19 protein-coding genes are annotated in these 19,995 nt (G+C 37.7%); 14 read left to right on the top strand and 5 right to left on the bottom strand.

Features of this window, described 5'->3' with window-relative positions; all coding sequences use genetic code 11:
* Positions 1-76: 76 nt before the first annotated feature.
* Entirely contained in the window at positions 77-1,633 is a 1,557-nt protein-coding gene (locus DK861_RS02630) for a PTS transporter subunit EIIC (protein WP_006534444.1), read from the top strand.
* Positions 1,634-1,644: 11 nt separating this feature from the next.
* On the top strand, positions 1,645-3,015 hold the full coding sequence (locus tag DK861_RS02625; RefSeq protein ID WP_109399176.1) for an adenylosuccinate lyase family protein: 1,371 nt from the start codon (positions 1,645-1,647) through the stop codon (positions 3,013-3,015).
* An 86-nt stretch (positions 3,016-3,101) separates the two neighbouring features.
* Here the strand turns inward: DK861_RS02625 and DK861_RS02620 are convergent, their stop codons facing one another.
* Entirely contained in the window at positions 3,102-4,418 is a 1,317-nt protein-coding gene (locus tag DK861_RS02620) for a sodium-dependent transporter (protein ID WP_109399175.1), read from the bottom strand.
* Positions 4,419-4,825: 407 nt separating this feature from the next.
* Here DK861_RS02620 and DK861_RS02615 point away from each other — a divergent pair, with 407 nt between their 5' ends.
* From DK861_RS02615 to DK861_RS02570, 10 genes are all read left to right on the top strand, one after another.
* A complete protein-coding gene (locus tag DK861_RS02615; RefSeq protein ID WP_006534448.1) occupies positions 4,826-5,041 on the top strand; it encodes a hypothetical protein in 216 nt (71 codons plus the stop codon).
* A gap of 329 nt (positions 5,042-5,370) precedes the next feature.
* Positions 5,371-6,528: an N-acetylneuraminate epimerase gene (locus DK861_RS02610; protein WP_109399174.1), complete on the top strand. Its 1,158-nt coding sequence runs from the start codon at positions 5,371-5,373 to the stop codon at positions 6,526-6,528.
* Positions 6,529-6,609: 81 nt separating this feature from the next.
* Positions 6,610-7,305: an oligogalacturonate-specific porin KdgM family protein gene (locus DK861_RS02605; protein WP_006534451.1), complete on the top strand. Its 696-nt coding sequence runs from the start codon at positions 6,610-6,612 to the stop codon at positions 7,303-7,305.
* Between the two features lie 200 nt (positions 7,306-7,505).
* Positions 7,506-8,204: an N-acetylmannosamine-6-phosphate 2-epimerase gene (locus DK861_RS02600; protein ID WP_072064997.1), complete on the top strand. Its 699-nt coding sequence runs from the start codon at positions 7,506-7,508 to the stop codon at positions 8,202-8,204.
* Positions 8,201-9,070 carry an N-acetylmannosamine kinase gene (locus DK861_RS02595; protein WP_109399173.1) on the top strand — a complete coding sequence of 290 codons (870 nt, stop codon included), beginning with the start codon at positions 8,201-8,203 and terminating at the stop codon, positions 9,068-9,070. Before DK861_RS02600 ends, DK861_RS02595 begins: the two co-directional genes overlap by 4 nt.
* A gap of 51 nt (positions 9,071-9,121) precedes the next feature.
* Positions 9,122-10,612: a sodium:solute symporter gene (locus tag DK861_RS02590; RefSeq protein WP_006534456.1), complete on the top strand. Its 1,491-nt coding sequence runs from the start codon at positions 9,122-9,124 to the stop codon at positions 10,610-10,612.
* 13 nt (positions 10,613-10,625) lie between these two features.
* Entirely contained in the window at positions 10,626-11,099 is a 474-nt protein-coding gene (nanQ, locus tag DK861_RS02585; RefSeq protein ID WP_109399172.1) for an N-acetylneuraminate anomerase, read from the top strand.
* A 190-nt stretch (positions 11,100-11,289) separates the two neighbouring features.
* Positions 11,290-12,177 (top strand): MurR/RpiR family transcriptional regulator, encoded by an 888-nt coding sequence (locus tag DK861_RS02580; RefSeq protein WP_006534458.1) that lies wholly within the window; start codon positions 11,290-11,292, stop codon positions 12,175-12,177.
* A 175-nt stretch (positions 12,178-12,352) separates the two neighbouring features.
* On the top strand, positions 12,353-13,243 hold the full coding sequence (locus DK861_RS02575) for a dihydrodipicolinate synthase family protein (RefSeq protein WP_109399171.1): 891 nt from the start codon (positions 12,353-12,355) through the stop codon (positions 13,241-13,243).
* A 179-nt stretch (positions 13,244-13,422) separates the two neighbouring features.
* A complete protein-coding gene (locus tag DK861_RS02570) occupies positions 13,423-14,139 on the top strand; it encodes a hypothetical protein (RefSeq protein WP_109399170.1) in 717 nt (238 codons plus the stop codon).
* Positions 14,140-14,187: 48 nt separating this feature from the next.
* On the opposite strand, the gene DK861_RS18140 is transcribed toward DK861_RS02570, so the two are convergent.
* Positions 14,188-14,400 carry a hypothetical protein gene (locus DK861_RS18140; RefSeq protein WP_162556750.1) on the bottom strand — a complete coding sequence of 71 codons (213 nt, stop codon included), beginning with the start codon at positions 14,398-14,400 and terminating at the stop codon, positions 14,188-14,190.
* Between the two features lie 142 nt (positions 14,401-14,542).
* Here DK861_RS18140 and DK861_RS18385 point away from each other — a divergent pair, with 142 nt between their 5' ends.
* On the top strand, positions 14,543-14,830 hold the full coding sequence (locus tag DK861_RS18385) for a hypothetical protein (protein WP_239452123.1): 288 nt from the start codon (positions 14,543-14,545) through the stop codon (positions 14,828-14,830).
* A gap of 48 nt (positions 14,831-14,878) precedes the next feature.
* Here DK861_RS18385 and ytfE read toward each other — a convergent pair whose 3' ends face one another.
* Genes ytfE through norV form a run of 3 tightly spaced genes read right to left on the bottom strand, consistent with a single transcriptional unit; the run spans position 14,879 to position 18,166 of the window.
* Positions 14,879-15,541, bottom strand: coding sequence for an iron-sulfur cluster repair protein YtfE (ytfE, locus tag DK861_RS02560; RefSeq protein WP_109399169.1), 663 nt, complete (start codon positions 15,539-15,541; stop codon positions 14,879-14,881).
* Positions 15,542-15,566: 25 nt separating this feature from the next.
* Entirely contained in the window at positions 15,567-16,721 is a 1,155-nt protein-coding gene (gene norW, locus DK861_RS02555; protein WP_109399168.1) for an NADH:flavorubredoxin reductase NorW, read from the bottom strand.
* Positions 16,718-18,166 (bottom strand): anaerobic nitric oxide reductase flavorubredoxin, encoded by a 1,449-nt coding sequence (gene norV / locus DK861_RS02550; RefSeq protein ID WP_109399167.1) that lies wholly within the window; start codon positions 18,164-18,166, stop codon positions 16,718-16,720. Before norV ends, norW begins: the two co-directional genes overlap by 4 nt.
* A gap of 190 nt (positions 18,167-18,356) precedes the next feature.
* On the opposite strand from norV, the gene norR reads away from it, so the two are divergent.
* The gene (gene norR / locus DK861_RS02545) at positions 18,357-19,868 is read left to right on the top strand and encodes a nitric oxide reductase transcriptional regulator NorR (protein ID WP_109399166.1); all 1,512 of its coding nucleotides are present in this window, start codon (positions 18,357-18,359) and stop codon (positions 19,866-19,868) included.
* The last annotated feature ends 127 nt before the right edge of the window (positions 19,869-19,995 follow it).

Genomic DNA, 19,995 nt, shown 5'->3' with positions numbered 1-19,995 from the left:
CATTCATTTCCTATAATCCCTAAGTTAGAGTACCTCGGTAATTCTTTTATATTCGAGAAGTCATAAGGAAACAAATATGGCCAGGAAAAAGTTCAGCGAATCTATTCAACGCTTTGGTAGAACCCTACTTCTACCAATCGGTGTATTGGCACCTATCGGTATGATCTTGGGGATCAGTGGTGCTTTAGTTCAGTCTTATATGATTGCACGCTTTCCTTTTTTAGGAAATGAAACAGTCAATGCTTTATTAGTGAGTATCCGTTCTATTGCGGGTGTTGTGTTTGACAATATCCCACTCTTATTTGCAATGGGTGTGGCGTATGGTATGAGCCACAAAGATAAGGGGATAGCGGTCTTTGCCTCTGTGGTGGGCTATTTAACCTTGATAAGTACAATCAATATCTGGTTGGTATTGACTGGAAAACTTGCTGATCCTGCGATTATGACACAGGTGGGGCAAATCAAGGTGCTCGGTATACAAACTATGAATATCAGTGCCGCAGGGGGGATTATCACCGGATTAATCGCTGCATGGGCTACCGATAAATTCTATAACCTTGAATTACCGACCGCATTTGCCTTCTTCTCAGGAAAAAAATCTGTCGCCATCATTATGGTCGGATTAATGATTGGCGTTGGTGCATTACTGCCATTTATTTGGGAAGTATTAGTCATGGGCTTAACTAAGCTCTCGGCTGTCTTCTTAAGTCCTGTCGGACCTTTCTTTACCGCAGGTGGTGAGCGTCTATTTATTCCATTTGGTTTACACCATGTCTGGAACGTTCTGTTTAGATTTACTGAAGCTGGTGGTTCTTATGTGATTGACGGCCAAACCTATGTGGGCGTTGTTCCAGCAATGACAGAAGTGTTATTTAACCAAGGGCCAAGTAGTGAATATTGGGCAATGATGCCAAGCTTGACGCGTTTTATGGCTCAGCAACAAATGTTGGTTACGTTGTTCTTATTCCCTGCGATTGCATTAGCAATTTATAAAACCTCGAAAAAAGAGAACCGCGCTGAAGTTAAATCGATGTTGGTGACGATGGTCTTAACTGCCATGTTAGGTAACGTTACCGAACCGCTTGAATTTACCTTCGTCTTTATCGCACCGTTACTTTATTTAATTTACGCGATTATCGTAGGTATTGGCGCAGTTCTGCTCTCTTTTGCTGGTGTTGCAATTGGTTATATCCGAGGCACCGTCTTTGATTTCACTATCTTTGGTTTGCTGTACGAACACACTAACTGGATCTTCTTAGTGTTGATTGGTAGCGCACTTGCGGTTGTGACTTACTTCATTTTCTACTGGGCTATCGTCAAATTCGATATCAAAACGCCAGGTAGAGAAGAATCAAGCAATATGAAAAATACGCTAATCAAAGAAAAACGTTATGGCGAAATTGCAGACATTCTTATTCAGGCGTTAGGTGGCAAACAAAATATTCGTAATGTTGATAACTGTATTACACGGCTACGTATTGATATTAATGAAGTTAATCAAATAGATAAAGAATTAATGTTGGAGTCTGGATGTACAGCATTCTTCTTTCCGGCAGCAAACCATGTCCATGTCGTTTATGGCCCTAAAGTCGAATTTGTTCGCAATGCTGTTGATGAAGCAATGAAGAAATAAAAGGATACATGATGAGAGCGTTATACGATTCTAAAAGTAAAACAATCGACGATCGCGGTATAAAAAAGCTGCTGTCCAATGAAGCTAAATATTCAACTTGGTTGATGTTTGAAGCAATGTTAGCGCAAGCACAAGCTGAATATGGTTTTATTCCACAGTCTGCCGCAGATGAAATTAAAGAAAAGGCGATTATAGAGAATATTGATTTTGAAGAGATGAACCGTATTTATCAAAAAATCGGTCATGGCTTTGTGCCTTTCTTAAAAGTACTAGTGAATGCATGCTCTGAAGAGAGTGGTAAATATGTGCACTACGGCATTACCACACAAAATATACAGCAAAGCTCACAGCTGTATATGATGAAAACCGTACATAACAAATTTATGTTGTTGTTAAGCGAAATTATTGAAAACTTATCAAACCTCGCTGAAAAAACAAAACATATGGTAATGGCGGGTAGAACGCACGGTCGTCATGCTATTCCTATCACTTACGGGTATAAAGTGTCAGTGTGGATCAGCGATTTTATTGATTGCTATCAGCGCATGAAAGAGTGTGAGAAGCGTGTATTCACCATTATGATGGGTGGCGCTGTAGGTGCTTTTAACTCAATGCCTGAAGTGGGAATGAAAGTACAAAAACGCGTTGCTGAATTGGTGGGTATGCAAGCAATGGAAGTGCCATCACGTAACCTAAGTACGCATAAATTAGAGTACATGATGAACTTGGCACTGATGGCAAATATCTGCCATAAAATTGGTGAAGAAGTTTATAGCACTACATTAGAAGAAATTGCTGAGGTTTCTGAAGGATTTACCAAAGGCACAGTGGGTAGTAGCACGATGCCTCATAAAATTAATCCAAAATTAGCGAAAGGTATTATTGCTAACTCTCAGAAATTGTACTCGTTACCAAATGTGGGAATGTACTCTGCGGTAAGACCTTATGAAGGTGACAGCAGTTCTTATATGTTATTCGATGGCTTAATTGAAGAAGCATTAGAATTAACAACAGAAGTTTTGTTAAGAACGGAAGAGCTTTCAAGAACCATTGTTCCTCATGAAGAGAGAATGCTACATAACGTAATGAGAAATAAGGGTTTAGATAATACCGAATACGTTATGATGAAAATGGCAGAAAAATTAGGTAAAGATAAAGCGCATTCACTGTTATATGAAGAAGCCATTAAAACAGCAGCAGATGGTGAGGATTTTTACACTAACCTAATGAAGAATGAGATCATTAGCGCTACCTTTAATGCGGATGAAATTAAAGCAATGCTAGATCCTCGCTCTTATATCGGTTTATCTGTTGAGCTTGCTGAAAAAGAAGCAAAACGAGGGTTAGCGATTTCTCAAGAAATTAAACAAAGTTATAAATAAATAGTAAAAACTATCAAATATCCATAAAAAATCATTATCAGTTAAGTCAAGAGCTACTTATTTGAGTAGCTCTTTTTCGTTGATAGTTAGCCAATTAAACCATGAACTAAAATAATACCGATACAGATTGGACCAATATAACGCCACACCAATAATAAGCTTTGACGTTTTAATCCCGTGATATTTTCAGGAATAAATGCATTCGCTCTACGTGACCAACCAAAGATTAAACACATTGCAATACCAAACAGTGGCATCAAAATATTAGAAGTCAGGTAATCCAACAAATCAAAGACTGTTTTTCCCCCCAGTGTCACATCACTCATCGGTCCGAAAGATAATGAAACTGGAATACCCATCAACATAATAGAGGCGGTAACCACTAACCCTGCACGACGACGAGTCCACTGAAAACGCATCTGCACATAAGCGACGATATGCTCAAGTAATGAAATTGCAGAGGTTAATGCCGCCATTAATAACAGGACAAAGAACGTCACAGCTAATATATTGCCACCGGGTAAGTGAGCAAAATAAACCGGCATCGTCATAAAGGTTAAGCCAGGGCCAGCATTAGGCTCTAAACCTGCGGCAGATAAAGCAGGGAAAATCATTAATCCAGCAAGTACGCACACCATACAGGACAAAATAACCACCCACATGCTGGAATTAGCGATACCTTTGTTATCCGCTAAATAAGCACTATAAGTGATGTGAATACCTAAACCGATAGACAGTGAAAAGAAGGCTAGCCCTAACGCATCTAACACGCCTTGAGGGGTTAACTTGCTAAAATCAGGGTATAAAAATAATTTTAAGCCTTCAGATGAACCGGGTAAGCTCATACCAACGATTATCAATAAAATCATAATGATAAATAACATTGGCATCATGATTTTGACGGCTTTTTCTAATCCACGTTGTACACCGGCTAAAACCACAAAACAGGTTAATCCAGCAAAGGCAAGGTGAGCCAAAATAGGCCATAAAGGATCACTAATAAAGTGGGTAAAAATACCAGTTAATTCAGCGCTATCTGTAATATTCAACTGACCTGTTGCCGCCATAACGGTATAGCCAATTGTCCAACCACCGACAACACTATAGAAGCTATAAATACACCATGAACTGAATACACCAATAACGCCAATGATGACCCAATTGCGTCCCATCATTTTCTTAAAGGCATTAACGGCTTCAGCGTGAGTGCTGCTACCTAAGATATTCTCAGCCAGTAATACCGCAAGCCCGATAATAAAACTGAATAATAAGAAGACGATTAAGAATGCGCCTCCCCCATTACTGGCGGCAACATAAGAAAACTTCCAGATTGCGCCAATACCGATTGCAGAGCCTGCGGCTGCTAAGATATGGCCGATTCGTGATGTCCATTGTTGGCTCATTTTTCCCCCTGTTTAATCATGTGTGTTATGGAGGTGATTGCCAAACAATAGGTTGTTGGTAAGTGACTGTAACTTTTAATCCTTGTGGTGAAACTATACATCATAGAACTCCCCTAAAAACAGCTCCACCAGAAGGCTACAGACAAAAAAGCCACCTTACTGGTGGCTTTTGCAAAAAAATGAACGTGCTTGGCCACCTAACGAAGTAGTAGTAGGTTTAGGCCTAAAAGTCGGTTATCGGTGTTCATGTTCATCTTTTTGCTCTTTATTGAAATGGATATGATCGCAATGCAATATGAAATATTGTTTTTCAAAATGCGTATTTATTATTTATATCATAAATTCAAACTAAAGAAAGAAATTTTATTAGAATTCAGTGTTAATTTTTATTTCTAAATGTTTTTCTGATGCCAATAGTTGAAGGTCGTAATAAGTTATGGAATATGTCCGCTATTTTTGGTGTCACTTATGAAAAATTGGCAGGTTTAGCGCATATTCAATGGCCTTGTACTGATATTGAAGATATGGGTACACCTTATTTATATTCAGGTGATCAACTCACCACTCCATCATGTTACATAACTCGTTTTTTAATTAACACACAAGGTAAAAATAAGCATTAAATCGATTAAAAAGGCACTTGAAATAAAACTCCATTTTTACCTGTGTCATAAAATTTTTTTACTGCAAAAGAAGTAAAATTATATTCTGCATAAAATCTCAATAATAATTTGTTGTGACTATTTTTCATTTCATTGTCAGATTTTTATTCCTAAATTTAGTTTAAAGAAAGCTGTAAAAATATGAGATTAAAAAATAGACATTTTGATCGCCTTCACAATTCAGAAAAGATCGATTTGAAGTTTAACTCCGAAAATAATTATATATTGGAGTGATATTTAAGATACAAGAAAAATACCCTACATGATGACAATAATAAGAGCTAATACGTATGAACAGAATAAAGAAAATATCTTACTCCTGTCTTTCTGTAATGCTAGTGACGACAATATTCACGTCTGCTAGTTTTGCAGAAAAACTTCCTAATTTACCCGTAACATTTAAAAGTGGGGCTGGAACAATCAGCGAAAATGTTATTTATGCTGGTTTAGGTACAGCGGGGAAATCATGGTACAAGCTTGATCTCAATAATTCGATAAAACAATGGGAAAAAATGGCAGACTTTCCTGGAACACAAAGAGAGCAAGCTATTGCACTAGAGCTAAATAACGATATTTATATTTTTGGTGGAGCAGGTAAAGAAAATGAAAATAGCGCAACAATTAGTGCGCTTACGGATGTTTATCGCTATTTACCAAAAGAAAATAAATGGGAAAAAGTCAATACACGAGCGCCTTATGGATTAGTGGGGCACACAGGGATTAACATTAATAATGATCAAGCCATTATTCTTGGTGGTGTTAATCAACAAATATTTGACGGTTATTTCGTGGATTTAAATCGAACTAAATCGAATGAAATTGAAAATAAAAAAGTCATTAGTGATTATTTTAATAAGCCAGTAGAGGGCTATTTTTTTAATCGAAATGTAATGGAATATAATGCTGAAAATAATCAATGGCGATTATTAGGTGTTATACCATTTAATGGAACAGCAGGTTCTGCATTAGCTTATGATGGCAATAAAATCACTTTAATCAATGGTGAAATAAAACCTGGATTACGTACCAGTGAAGTACAAACTGCCACATTAAAAAATAATCAGTTACAGTGGAATTCTGTTGCTCAGAAACTACCCGCCCCTATATCTAATCAACGGCAAGATGGCTTAGCTGGTGCGTTTACAGGTTATAGTATGCATACGTTACTTGTTGCTGGTGGGGCTAATTTTCCGGGCGCACAGGAAAAATATGCACAGCAACATTATTTTTCGCATCAAGGATTAGAAAAGACATGGCATAAAGAAATTTATGGTTTTATTAATAATCAATGGAAAGTCATTGGTGAATTACCTCTTCCTCTTGGTTCTGGCGTTACTATTTCACATAATAATTCACTTTATTTAATTGGAGGTGAAACAAATAAAGGTGAAGCTGTTAATTCAGTTATTACTTTAATGATGAAAGATAAAAAATTAATTATTGAATAATCTCTTCCTACATATAAATTAAAATAAATTATAAAGATCTCCTTGGTTAATTCAGGGGATCTCACCTTTTGGATAAATATTATGCTAAATAAAAAGAAAAAACTTTTATTGTCATGCTGTACTTTATTAATATCATCTCAATTATATGCGACTACGTTGGACTTTCGTCATGAATATGCAGACTCTACTCGAATTAATAAAGATAGAGTTGCATTTATTCACTCTTTTTCAAATGGCGTTGGTTTTTATATTGATGCTAGCGTTAAATCGGGTGGTGTGGATGGTGAAAAAGATAAACTATTTAGTGATGTTGTTAATAATGCGATTGAAATGGGATTAAGTTATAACTATAAACTAAATAACCATATTACATTGCAGCCTGGTCTTATTTTTGAAACTGTAACAGATACTTCTATATATAAACCCTATTTAAAAGCACAATATAACTTTGATAATGGTTTATATATTGCAGGACGTTATCGTTTTGATTATGCCCGTAAAACAAAACAAGGTGTTGATGATGAAAAAACAAATCGCCTTGATGGTTTTATCGGTTATAAATATAACAAATTTAAAGTGGAATATGATTATACTCAAATGTATAGCGACGCTATAAAATATGATAATAAAAAACGCAATTATGAGCATAACGTCGCTCTCTCTTATCAAATCAACAGTACTTTCACACCTTATATTGAAGTTGGCAATATGGCTGTAAGCCCTCTCAGCGATGATCGTCAGACTCGTTATCGAGTTGGGTTGCAATTCCATTTTTAATTTAAGTAAAACGGAATAAAAAAGCAGAGTGGTGTAAACATCATTCTGTTTTTTATTCTATTTATTTATCAGTGAGTTGTGTGATTTTGGTTATTGTTTGATCTTCTTCACAATTTACTGTTTTTTTGATTGAGAAATTAAACTCCGTAAAATACTATAATTTGGAGTTACATTTCAAAAAAGAGAACAGTGAGTTCAAAATGGCGCTAATTGAAAAGATGACTAAAGATATTCAACAAAAAGGTGGACTAATTGTGTCTTGCCAGCCTGTTGATAATAGCCCAATGGATAAGCCAGAAATTGTTGCTGCAATGGCTCAAGCAGCGGTAAATGCAGGAGCAATTGCTGTGCGTATTGAGGGAATTGATAATTTAAGAGCAACTCGTCCTCTTATTGATGTGCCGATTATTGGCATTGTGAAGCGAGATTTACCTGATAGCCCTGTGAGGATCACTCCGTGGCTTAGTGATGTTGATGACTTGGCTAAAGCGGGTGCCGATATTATTGCTTTTGATGGTACTGATCGTGTACGTCCTGTGCCAGTGAAAACGCTATTAGCCCATATTCATCGCCTAGGAAAATTAGCGATGGCAGATTGTGCCACTTTTGATGAAGGCATGTATTGCCAAGAGTTAGGCACTGAATTTATTGGTTCAACGATGTCGGGTTATACCGGTGGCGAAATACCGAAATTACCTGATTTGCAGCTGGTTACCGCATTGGCTGAAAAAGGATGTCGAGTGATTGCTGAAGGGCGTTATAACACACCAATGATAGCCGCTAGAGGAATGCAAGCTGGTGCTTGGGCTGTCACAGTAGGTTCTGCATTAACGCGTCTTGAGCATGTCTGTGATTGGTTTACTCAGGCATTAAAGTGGCAGCAGGAGTTAGATAAATGAATACATTAGCCATTGATATTGGAGGAACAAAAATCTCGGCAGCACTAATTAGTCGAGATAACGAATTGACACAACATACTCAGATAGCCACACCGGCAAGTGCATCACCAACGCAACTTTATGAAGCCTTAGTTGCTATTACTACACCACTAAAAAGCTATGCAGATAGTGTTGCTGTTGCATCAACAGGAATTATTTGTAATGGCATTTTGACCGCATTAAATCCTGATAATTTAGGTGGGCTAAAAGATTTTCCTTTAAAAGAAACACTCTTTGCACTCACAGGATTGCCTTGTTGGCTACTCAACGATGCTCAAGCAGCTACATGGGCTGAATATGATCATCGTCGTGAAACTATTTCTGATATGGCATTTATCACTGTATCCACAGGTGTGGGTGGTGGCGTAATTCAACAAGGACAACTCTTTACAGGAAAAAGAGGTATTGCAGGCCATTTAGGTCACACGCTTGCTGATCCTCATGGTCCACTTTGTGGTTGTGGTCGCTATGGTTGTGTTGAAGCAATCGCTTCTGGCCGTGCAATTGCGTCGCAAGCGACAGATGAACTTGCTGGAAAAGATGCAAAAGCGATTTTTGCTGCCTTTCATCAGGGAAATTCACAAGCAAAATCAATTATTGAACGTTCAGCAAACACCATTGCAAATTTGGTGACCGATATTAAAGCAACAACGGATGCTGATTGTGTTGTTCTTGGGGGAAGTGTCGGGCTAGCTAAGGGATATATCGAACTCGTTCAAGCTGCCCAGATAAAGCAACCAGTTGCATTACAAGTGCCGATATTATCGGCTCACTATCATCATGATGCCGGGCTCTGGGGCGCTGTCCTTTGGGCTAGAGAGCAATAAAAAAACTGTCGTAAAACTTACCTTTTACCCTACATATGGCAGGACTAAAAAATGCAATTACATGATTTTGGTTTTATTAACTATGCAGTGCTGTTTGGTTATTTGGCAGCAATGTTACTCGTGGGTGTTTATTTCTCTAAACGCCAAAAAACAGCGGATGATTATTTTCGTGGAGGAGGTCGCGTTCCAGGTTGGGCGGCAGGAGTTTCTGTCTTTGCGACGACTTTAAGTTCCATTACTTTTATGTCGATCCCGGCAAAAGCCTATACCTCTGATTGGACTTTTATTATCGGGCAATACTTGGCTATCGCTATTTTGCCTTTAGTTTTTTATTTTTATATTCCTTTCTTTAGAAAATTAAAAATTACTTCGGCTTATGAATATTTAGAAGCACGTTTTGATGTACGCAGTCGTTTATTTGCCAGCCTTTCATTTATGTTATTCCATATTGGTCGGATTGCCATTATTACTTATTTAACTGTACTTGCTTTACGTCCTTTTATGGGTATCGATCCTGTTGTCTTAATTGTACTGATTAGCTTGCTTTGTATTATTTATACATGGATGGGCGGAATTGAAGGGGTTATTTGGACAGACGTTATTCAAGGGTTATTACTTTCAGGTGGTGCAGTTCTTATTTTTATTATGATCTGCTTTAAAGTTGATGGCGGAATTAGTGAAATTTTCACTGCAACATCACAAGCCGATAAATTTTTTCCTACGACTCAATTTCGTTGGAGTTGGACTGATAGCACCATCCCTGTTTTGATGATCGGTTTTTTATTCGCTAATATTCAACAGTTTACTGCAAGTCAGGATGTGGTGCAGCGTTATATTGTGACAGATTCCATTGAAGAAACAAAACGTACACTGATAACGAATGCGAAATTAGTTGCCATTATTCCTATCTTCTTCTTTGCTATTGGATCTGCCTTGTTTGTGTATTACAAACAGAATCCTAATTTCTTACCTGAAGGCTTTAATACGGGAGGGATTTTGCCTCTGTTTATTGTGACTGAAATGCCCGTTGGTATTGCAGGATTAATTATTGCCGCTATTTTTGCTGCGGCTCAATCCAGTATTTCGAGTAGCTTAAACAGTATTTCAAGTTGTTTTAACTCTGATATTTACACTCGTTTAAGTAAATCTGAGCGCAGTGCCGAACAAAAAATGAAAGTCGCAAGGTTAGTCATTATTGTTGCTGGCGTCTTCAGTAGCTTGGCAGCAATCTGGTTAGTTTTATCTGATGAATCTGAAATTTGGGATGCCTTTAATAGTCTGATTGGTTTGATGGGTGGCCCAATGACGGGTTTGTTTATGCTGGGTATTTTTGTTAAACGCGCGAATGCAGGTAGTGCCATTGTTGGGATCATTGTCAGTATTATTGCAGTATTAGCCGCGCGTTATGGCAGTGATCTCAATTTCTTCTTCTATGGAGTGATTGGTGCAATGTCTGTTGTTATTGCAGGCACAGTTACAGCACCGCTTTTCGCATCAGCAAAACAAATTTCATTAGATGAGAACGAAACATCAGGAAACTAATAGGGAATAATCTATGATATTTGGACACATATCAGATTTGGCTACAATGCCAGAAATGAATCCCGCGTTACGTCACGCGATGGAAAAAGCATTAGCACTAGATCCCGCTTCACTTGCTCCGGGTAGTTATAAAATTGATGACGAAACGCTGTTTATGAATGTGATGACGTTTGAAACTCAGCCTCGTGAACAGAAGCGAGCTGAGTTGCATCAGCGTTATATTGATATTCAAATATTGCTTAGTGGCGAAGAGATCATTGATTTTGGTATACAGGGTTCAGCTCAAGATGTGACACCTTATAATGAGACTGATGATTATCAACTCACTGATACAATAATAGGTCAACAAACTTTAACGCTTACACCAAACATGTTTGCTGTTTTTATGCCTTATGAACCACATAAACCGGGAATTTCGGCTGAAAAGAGTGTAAATGTACTGAAGAAAGTGGTTGTTAAGCTAGATGTCACCACATTAACTGACTAGCAATTACGGTCTTTATTAAGCGCTTTATTTCTGATGTATCAGTAAGTTGTATTCTGAAGATATTAAGGAATAAAGCGTTTTTTATTATCACATTATTGTATGGGCAAGGCTTTTTTTAACCTGTTGGAATTGGTACTCTTGTTGGCAGAATTTTTTTCCCGTGTATCTTCTGCAACCAAGGATAATCTCCATGACAGAACAGGCAACGACCCGATTAAAGCCGGGTAAAATACTTGATACGCTAGGCGCAATGAAAAATAGTCTAACGCGAGTATCACAGCGTATTGCAGACTATATCCTGTTCCATCCTACAGAAGTCACTCAGCTCTCTATTGCTCAACTTTCACAAGCGACAAAAGCAGGTGAAGCGACTGTTGTGCGCTTTTGTCGTACATTGGGTTATAAAGGTTTTCAAGATTTTAAAATGGATTTGGCGATTGAAATGGCGACCTCTGATAATGACGAGTCACCTATTCTTGATGCAGAAGTAACCCATCAAGACGATATCCATACTATTGGTTTAAAACTTCAAGCAACGATTAATAACGTACTATCAGAGACATTGAATCTGCTCGATATGAAGCAAGTTCAAGGTGCTGTAAATGCTTTATTATCTGCAAACTATATTTTTATTTGTGGTGTTGGCTCTTCAGGAATTACCGCAGAAGATTTAAAAAATAAACTGATGCGAATTGGTTATCGTGTTGATGCTGTGACAAATAATCACTTTATGTATATGCAAGCTTCATTATTAAAACCCGGTGATGTGGCGATTGGAATTAGCCACTCAGGCAATTCTCCAGAGACTGTTCATGCACTTAAATTGGCTAAAGAAGCAGGAGCCAGCACGATTGCATTGACGCATAATTTAGGCTCACAAATTATGGAGTATGCTGATCACCATTTAATTAATGGTAACCGACAAGGGAAACTGCAAGGTGACTCTATTGGTACAAAAACAGCACAACTCTTTGTATTAGATCTTCTTTATACACTATTAGTCCAAGCTCAACCTGATATGGTTAAAGAGCAAAAATTACGAACATTGAATGCACTAAAACAGACTCATTCCGCATAAGTTTATCTCTACATTATTGTGTGGTTTTTAGTGAAAATTGGCTAAAGATCACACTTTCATTTTTCTCTTCCTTTAATGCTCATTTCGTTATTGCGTTCTGAAGTATTGCTCCCTAATATAGAGTTAAGCTCCATAAGATTAATATAAAAGAAATTAACCTCCAAAGGAAGTTATCATGAACAAACTCTCTGGACTGATTGCCGCACCTCATACGCCTTTTGCAACAGATGGTAGCGTTAATTATCCTGTCATTGATGAGATAGCAAAACACCTGATTACAAGTGATGTGACAGGTGCTTACGTATTAGGAACAACAGGCGAAGGTATTCATTGTTCTGTTGAGGAACGTAAGAAAGTGGCTGAACGCTGGGTTAAGGCAAGTCAGGGCAAGCTTGATCTTATTATTCATACCGGTGCATTAAGTATTGCTGATACGCTAGAACTTGCCCGCCATGCCGAAACTTTAGATATTAAAGCAACATCCGTTATTGGCCCTTGTTTCTTTAAACCCGGCAATGTTGATGATCTTGTTGAGTATTGTCGTTTGGCTGCTGCTAGCGCGCCATCTAAAGGTTTTTACTATTATCACTCCACCATGTCAGGCTTAAGTATTGATATGGAAAAATTCTTACAAGTAGCGGGTAAAGTAATACCTAATTTATCTGGTATGAAATTTAATTCTCCTGATATGTATGAATTCCAGCGTTGCTTACGCGTAGATGGCGGAAAGTACGATGTTCCATTTGGTGTTGATGAATTTATTCCTGCAGGATTAGCTTGTGGTGCATTAAGCGCTGTCGGCAGTACATATAATTATGCTGCGCCATTATATCTTGAAATTATTGAAAAATTTAAAACTGGTGATCATGAAGGTGTTACTGCTTGCATGGATAAAGTGATTGCGATTATTCGTGTATTAGTCGAATACGGTGGTGTTGCAGCAGGAAAAGTGGCAATGCAATTGCATGGCATTGATGTGGGTGATCCCCGTCGTCCGTTACGCCCAATGACAGCAGAACAAAAAGCTGATGCACTCGCGAAGTTTAAAGCGGCTAATTTTCTGTAATCGATTTGACTTTGATTGAGTTCTTTGTAGATAGACCCATCTTTCAACATCTCCCCCTTTGATGTGACTGTGGCTTTCAGAAGAAAGCCACTTTTTTATTCTTCTTTCTAAAGCTTGATTTTAAATGTCACTCAAACCAAAGTATGAGTTATTATTTTATTCTTAATTAAGGTGTGCGGATGGCATACGAATTCCTGACACAAGCAACACTCAAAAAATTGGCAACAGGTGACGCTTGGCAACGACAAGTTAATGATGAAGATATTATTGATGTCAGCTTAAATGCGGGGCAATTAATGATTCGTCAGCCTGAAATTGAAGAAAGCTTTATTCCCTTTAGCCAGAAGCTAATGGCTTATTGTGAACAGATTAAGCTTAAATTTCCATTTATTGAATTTGCTCAGCCACAAGAATTTCATTCCACGTTATTAACGATTTTTAATCAAAAAAATGAACAGTTTAAACTGCAACGACCTGTATTACTGGCATGGTGTCATGAGATTGCAAAAATCTTTAATCAAATAAAAAGTATCAAAATTTTATTTAAAAACGTTATCCTAACATCCAATGGTAGCTTGATATTAACGGGTATCTCTGAGGAATTAACACGCTTCAGGCAGCAGATTTATCAGCAGCTCCCTATTGATAACACTCTTCATAAAAATATTATTCATATTACGCTTGGGCGATTAAGTGAGAATACGTCATCAGCAGAAATGAAGAAGCTTTATGATGAATTAGAGCAAAACCGATCATCATTAATACATAATGCGATTAATACTCCTATTGTTATTCGACACCCTAAATTTGTGGTGAGCAAGGGTTCACTTTCATCTGAAGTGCAGATGGGTTTAACGATGGAATTTAATCAGTTGTGGCCATTTAGGTGTTATTAAAATTAAATAGTTATTCATCTTTTCTTGCCTTTTTTACTTTTAAATATATTAATGCTCCAACGAAACAGAATGAACATATTCAAGCTGTTTTAATGAACAATAAAATTCAGGTAAAGTAATTTTTTGTCTCACTAACAGTTTCAAATTCACTTCAACACGCTCTTTTTTAATGTCGCGAATAGTGAGATTTTCAATCACGTCTTTGTGGCTTTTTAAATACTCAATTAGAAGAGGGACACCACTTTCATAAGTAAATAACATACGTACTTTTATTCTACCTAAAACAGGTTTTGCACCTGTACCCGGTAGTATTCCACAATTAGGCGGTGGCGTATTAGGGGTTTCACGTTATAGCCAAAAATCACAATATGCAGAGCAATTTTATCGTTGGCTTTATTCCCCAATGGTAATGGATCACCTAATTTTATTAGGTGGAAATAGTAATCATAAAAATTTTAGCCATAATCAAGAAATTAGCCATCGTTATCCATGGATGACGTTGGCTTATCAAGAAATTAATAAAGGAATACGAGAATCTTCGGTGCCTAATGGTAAGTTATTTAATTTACGCCAAGCCGAAGTTATTATTGGGCAAGGTATTACTAATGTCGTTAATAATATTATGACGATAGACGAGACTATCGAGTATATAAATCAGCGTTTGTTGATTGATACACAAGGTGAACGGTAAGGTTTACTGATATAGCAGGGGATGATGATATCCCCTGTGCATACATTATTACTCGCCCGCTAATGCTCTTGGAAATAATAAGTTGTTTTCTAAACTAATATGATTCATTAGGTCGTCGATAAACTCATTAATACCATTATAGAGCACTCGCCATGTGGTGCAGGCTTCAGGTGGTGGTGTGACGTTTTTGGTAATAAATTTAATCACTTCAACAATTTCACCTGCATCATCATGTTCGTGTTCCATAACACTAATAGGGGCTCCAGCTTGGCTTCCTAAGCCATTTTTTATCATGGGAAAAAGAATACGTTCTTCTTTCATCATATGACTGGTTAGCTCATCTAATAAAAGTGTTAATTGACGAGTTAATCCTTTCGGGACAGTCGGTTTCGCTTCATGAACATGTTCTACTTTTTCTGCTTGTAAAATAAGCTCTGGTAATTGTGCTCTGTGTTTGTCGTGGTAGCGAACAATAATAAAATCAATAATTTCGCTTAATGGCGCTTGTCGCCAATCTTTTTCTAATGGTTGTTCTGACAGAGCAATTAATTTACTTTCAATTTTATCAATGTCGAGCCCAGCTTTTTCTGCAGATTTGCTTAATGTTCTTTTTCCGCCACAACAAAAGTCGAGGTTATATTGGCGGAATATGGCACTGGCACCAGAAATAGATAGGGCTAGTTGGCCAAGCGTTTTATCACGTAAATTCATATCGGCATCTCGTATGTTATTAAAATTAAGCGGACAGTGCTCTTAATAAAGCAAAAGCTTCTTTTACTTGTTCTTCTGTTACGACAAAGGCACGTAATACGTCATTCTCATCAAAACCTTTAGCGATAACACCCGATTGTGTTGTATTAATATTCCAAGTTAAGTCATTACGTGCGGTTTCACCGGCAAGATGTAGAGGCATTAGTGGTGTTTTCACCCGAATAATCATTGGCGGTAAATTCAGTGGTGTATTATTTTCACTTACAAGTGATTTGGCTAAATGCATCGCACTTAATTGTATTGGCTGTAAAAAGGGTAATAAATTACCGTTGATTTGTGCGCAATCCCCTAAAGCATAAATATCACTATGACTACTTTGCAGATATTCATTTACCATAATTCCTCGATCGGTATGTAAACCCGCGAGGTGAGCTAATTCCATATTGGGTGCGAGCCCTGTGGCGGCAATAACGCAATCAACCGTTAATTGATGATGTTGATTAAATGTCGCTAAAATACCGTTATCGGTTTGTGTTAATGATTGTAATGGTGATTTCAGCATTAAACGTACACCAATTTCAGTCAGGCTTGATTGTAAGCGACCACTGAGATCGGAGGGGATCAGAGAAGATAATAATTGCCCTGAAATATCAGCAAGGATCACTTCTTTGCCTGCTCGACTAAAATCCATAGCTAATTCAGTGCCAATTAATCCTGCCCCTAAAATTAATATACGTTTAGCTTGGCGAATTTGTGTTTCATAAGCTCGGTACTCTTGTTGACTATTAAGTGTAAACATTAGCTTATGGCCTGAAATAGCAGGACAATAAGTTTTGGCTCCTGTAGCTAATACTAATTTATCGTAATGCCATTGTTCACCTTTGGTACTTTTAATACGTTTTTCATCCGTATTAATATCAACAATTCGCGTATAAGGATGGATCGCGAGTTGATACAGTTGTGCAAACTCTTGGGCTGTTTGTTTGGTTAAATCATTTGCACATTGAGCCTGGCTAATAACATGGCTTAAATCCGGCTTGTTATATTCATCAATACTATCTGATGCAATTAAGGTAATGGGAACATCTGCATTAAATTTGCGAATATTTTTAACTAATTGGCGCGCAGCGAAGCCTGCACCAATAATGACAATCCCACTACTGAGGAGATCTGTACTCATTTTGCCTCCTTTGCAAGTGCATCAAAAACATCTTTTCCTAGTGAGCATTCAGGGCATAAGAAGCTATCAGGGACTTCACTCCATGGCGTATTAGGTTGAACGTTTTGTATTGGTTCACCTACAGCCGGATCGTAAATCCATTGGCATACACTGCATTGCATTCGTGGGCCTAAGTCGATGGCTTCAACTTCTGTGATAGCTTCAGGTTGTGATGAGGTTGTACAACAAGATTGAGTTGTAGGAAGTGGTGCTAAAGCCCATTGGCGTGCAAGTTCGCGTCCATATTCACGACAAATTTCTTGTGCTTGCATATCTGGGCGCCATTTGGTTTTTAGTGCTAGTGCGGTTTCAAATCCAGCGTCCATTAAACGAGTTTGAATGCGGTCAACCGCGCTACCATTCCAACCATAACTCCCGAAAGCAGCCGCTTTTTTATTACGAAAACGTAAGCCTGTCATTTCTTCAAGCATGGCGGCGATTTTTGGCATCATGACATTATTCATCGTTGATGAACCAACAAGCACGCCCTTAGAACGAAACGCACTGGTGATAATGTCATTTTTATCACTTTTGGCGACGTTATAGCTTTTTACAAACACATTAGCGTCAACTTCATTGATACCTTGTGCAATGGCATCTGCCATCATACGGGTATTATTAGACATAGTGTCATAGAAAATAGTGATACGATCTTCTTGATAATCGGCAGCCCATTTTAGATATAATTCAACAATTTGTGTTGGATTATCACGCCATACCACACCGTGAGACGTGGCAATCATATCGACAGGTAAATTAAAGCTCAAAATTTCATTAATTTTCGGTGTTACAAGGCGGCTAAATGGTGTCAAGATATTGGCGTAATAACGTTGGCATTGTTCAAATAATTCTGTTTGATCAACTTCATCATTAAACAACCGTTCATCACAATAGTGCTGACCAAAGGCATCATTACTAAATAAAATCGCATCACCCGTTAAATAGGTCATCATGCTGTCAGGCCAATGTAGCATTGGCGTTTCAACAAAAATCAGTTGTTTGCCATTGCCAATATCTAGGCTATCGCCTGTTTTAACGATATTAAAATTCCATTCAGGGTGATGATGATGCCCATTGATTGAGTCAATGGCGTTTGCTGTGCAATAAATCGGGGTATTAGGAATAAAAGACATCAGCTCAGTGAGTGCACCAGCGTGATCTTCTTCTGCATGATTAATAATAATGTAATCAATCTGTTCCAGATTAATTTGTGTTCGTAAATTTTGTACAAATTCACGACTGAATTTATGGTCAACGGTATCAATAAGCACATTCTTTTCTTCACGTATTAGGTAGCTGTTATAGCTACTACCTAATAATGTTTTGTATTCAGTGCCATGAAAATCACGAACTTCCCAGTCACGTTGTCCAACCCAATTAACATTATTTTTAACATGAATAGCCATTTTGTGTTGTTCCTTCTCATTAATCTTTTCATAGGGATATGCATTGATATAATCAAGAAGCGTGCCAGTTTTTATCTTATTGTTTTAAAATAATTTTTGTTTTTATAGTCATTTATATATTGTCAATATGACTATCTTTATCATGTCAAAATGACCATAATAGCGGTCATAATGACTATGAGGTGTTTTTATGGGTTTTTCTGTTGATGTGTTGGCTAAAATTGCCATTGAATTACAAAAAGATGTTGGTCACCAAGATAGATTTCAGCGGCTGGTGACCACACTTCGGCAAGTGCTAAATTGCGATGCCGCCGCGTTGCTTCGCTACGAGCCTCATCAGTTTATCCCATTAGCCATAGATGGCCTTGTGCCTGATGTATTAGGGCGTCGTTTTTTACTAGAAGGGCATCCTCGTCTCGAAACGATAGCGCGAGCAGGGGATGTGGTGCGTTTTCCTGCAGACAGTGATTTGCCTGATCCTTATGATGGCCTTATTCCAGATAGAGAGCATTTAAAAGTGCATGCTTGTGTGGGGTTACCGTTATTTGCAGGACAAGATTTAATTGGCACTTTAACACTTGATGGAATGGACCCTCATCAGTTTGATGCTTTCAGTGATGAAGAGCTTCGTTTAATTGCGGCCTTAACTTCTGGTGCATTAAATAATGCGTTATTGATTGAGCAACTCGAAAATCAAAATATGTTATTTACGCCAACTAATACGTTTAAGCCCACAGTAAAAACAGAAATTATTGGTTTATCACCTTCGATGATGCAACTGAAAAAAGAGATAGAAATTGTTGCACCCGCAGATATGAATATTTTAGTGAGTGGCGAAACAGGAACCGGTAAAGAGCTGGTGGTAAAAGCCATTCATGAAATGTCTAATCGTGCAGATAATCCGTTAGTCTATTTAAATTGTGCCGCACTTCCTGAGAGTGTGGCAGAAAGTGAATTATTTGGGCATGTAAAAGGGGCTTTTACCGGAGCAATTAGCCATCGTAGTGGTAAATTTGAAATGGCAGATAATGGCACTTTATTTCTTGATGAAATTGGGGAGCTATCATTATCACTCCAAGCAAAATTACTGCGTGTTTTACAATATGGCGATATTCAACGTATTGGTGATGATCGTAACTTACGTGTTAATGTGCGTGTAATAGCAGCAACAAATCGTGATTTATGGGAAGAAGTCTTGGCGGGAAATTTCCGTGCCGATCTTTTCCATCGTTTAAGTATCTTTCCTTTGCATGTTCCACCATTACGAGAAAGAGAGGAAGATATTTTGCTATTAGTGGGTTATTTCTGCGAGCAATATCGTCAGCGTTTTAATCTTATGCAAGTGATTATTAGTCCTGAATTACGCCTTTATTTATTGCATTATTCTTGGCCGGGTAATGTGCGTGAATTAGAACATACTATTCATCGAGCGATCGTATTAGCGAGGGCAGGGAATAAGACAGACAGTCTTATTTTACAAGTTAGTCATTTTGCTTTAGGCACAGAAAATCTTACTCATCCAATATCACAATCATTACCATCAGCGGACAAAAATTTAAAAGAAGCTACGGATGAGTTTCAACGAGATTTAATTAAACAGGCATTACTACGTAATAACCAAAATTGGGCGGCAACTGCACGAGAATTATCGCTTGATCCGGCTAACTTACGTCGTTTGACAAAACGTTTAGGGCTAAAATAATAATTTTAAAAAGAAATGCTCTAAACGAAAAAAGGTAATCTGGGTGCGTGATCCAAATTACCTTAAATAATTAAGAAAGTCTGCTCATAATTTTTGATACTTTCTTAAAATAACCATACTCAATTGC

Source organism: Proteus sp. TJ1640, from assembly GCF_003144445.1.
Taxonomy (GTDB): Bacteria; Pseudomonadota; Gammaproteobacteria; order Enterobacterales; family Enterobacteriaceae; genus Proteus; species Proteus penneri.
This window is presented reverse-complemented; position numbering and strand designations above follow the sequence as displayed.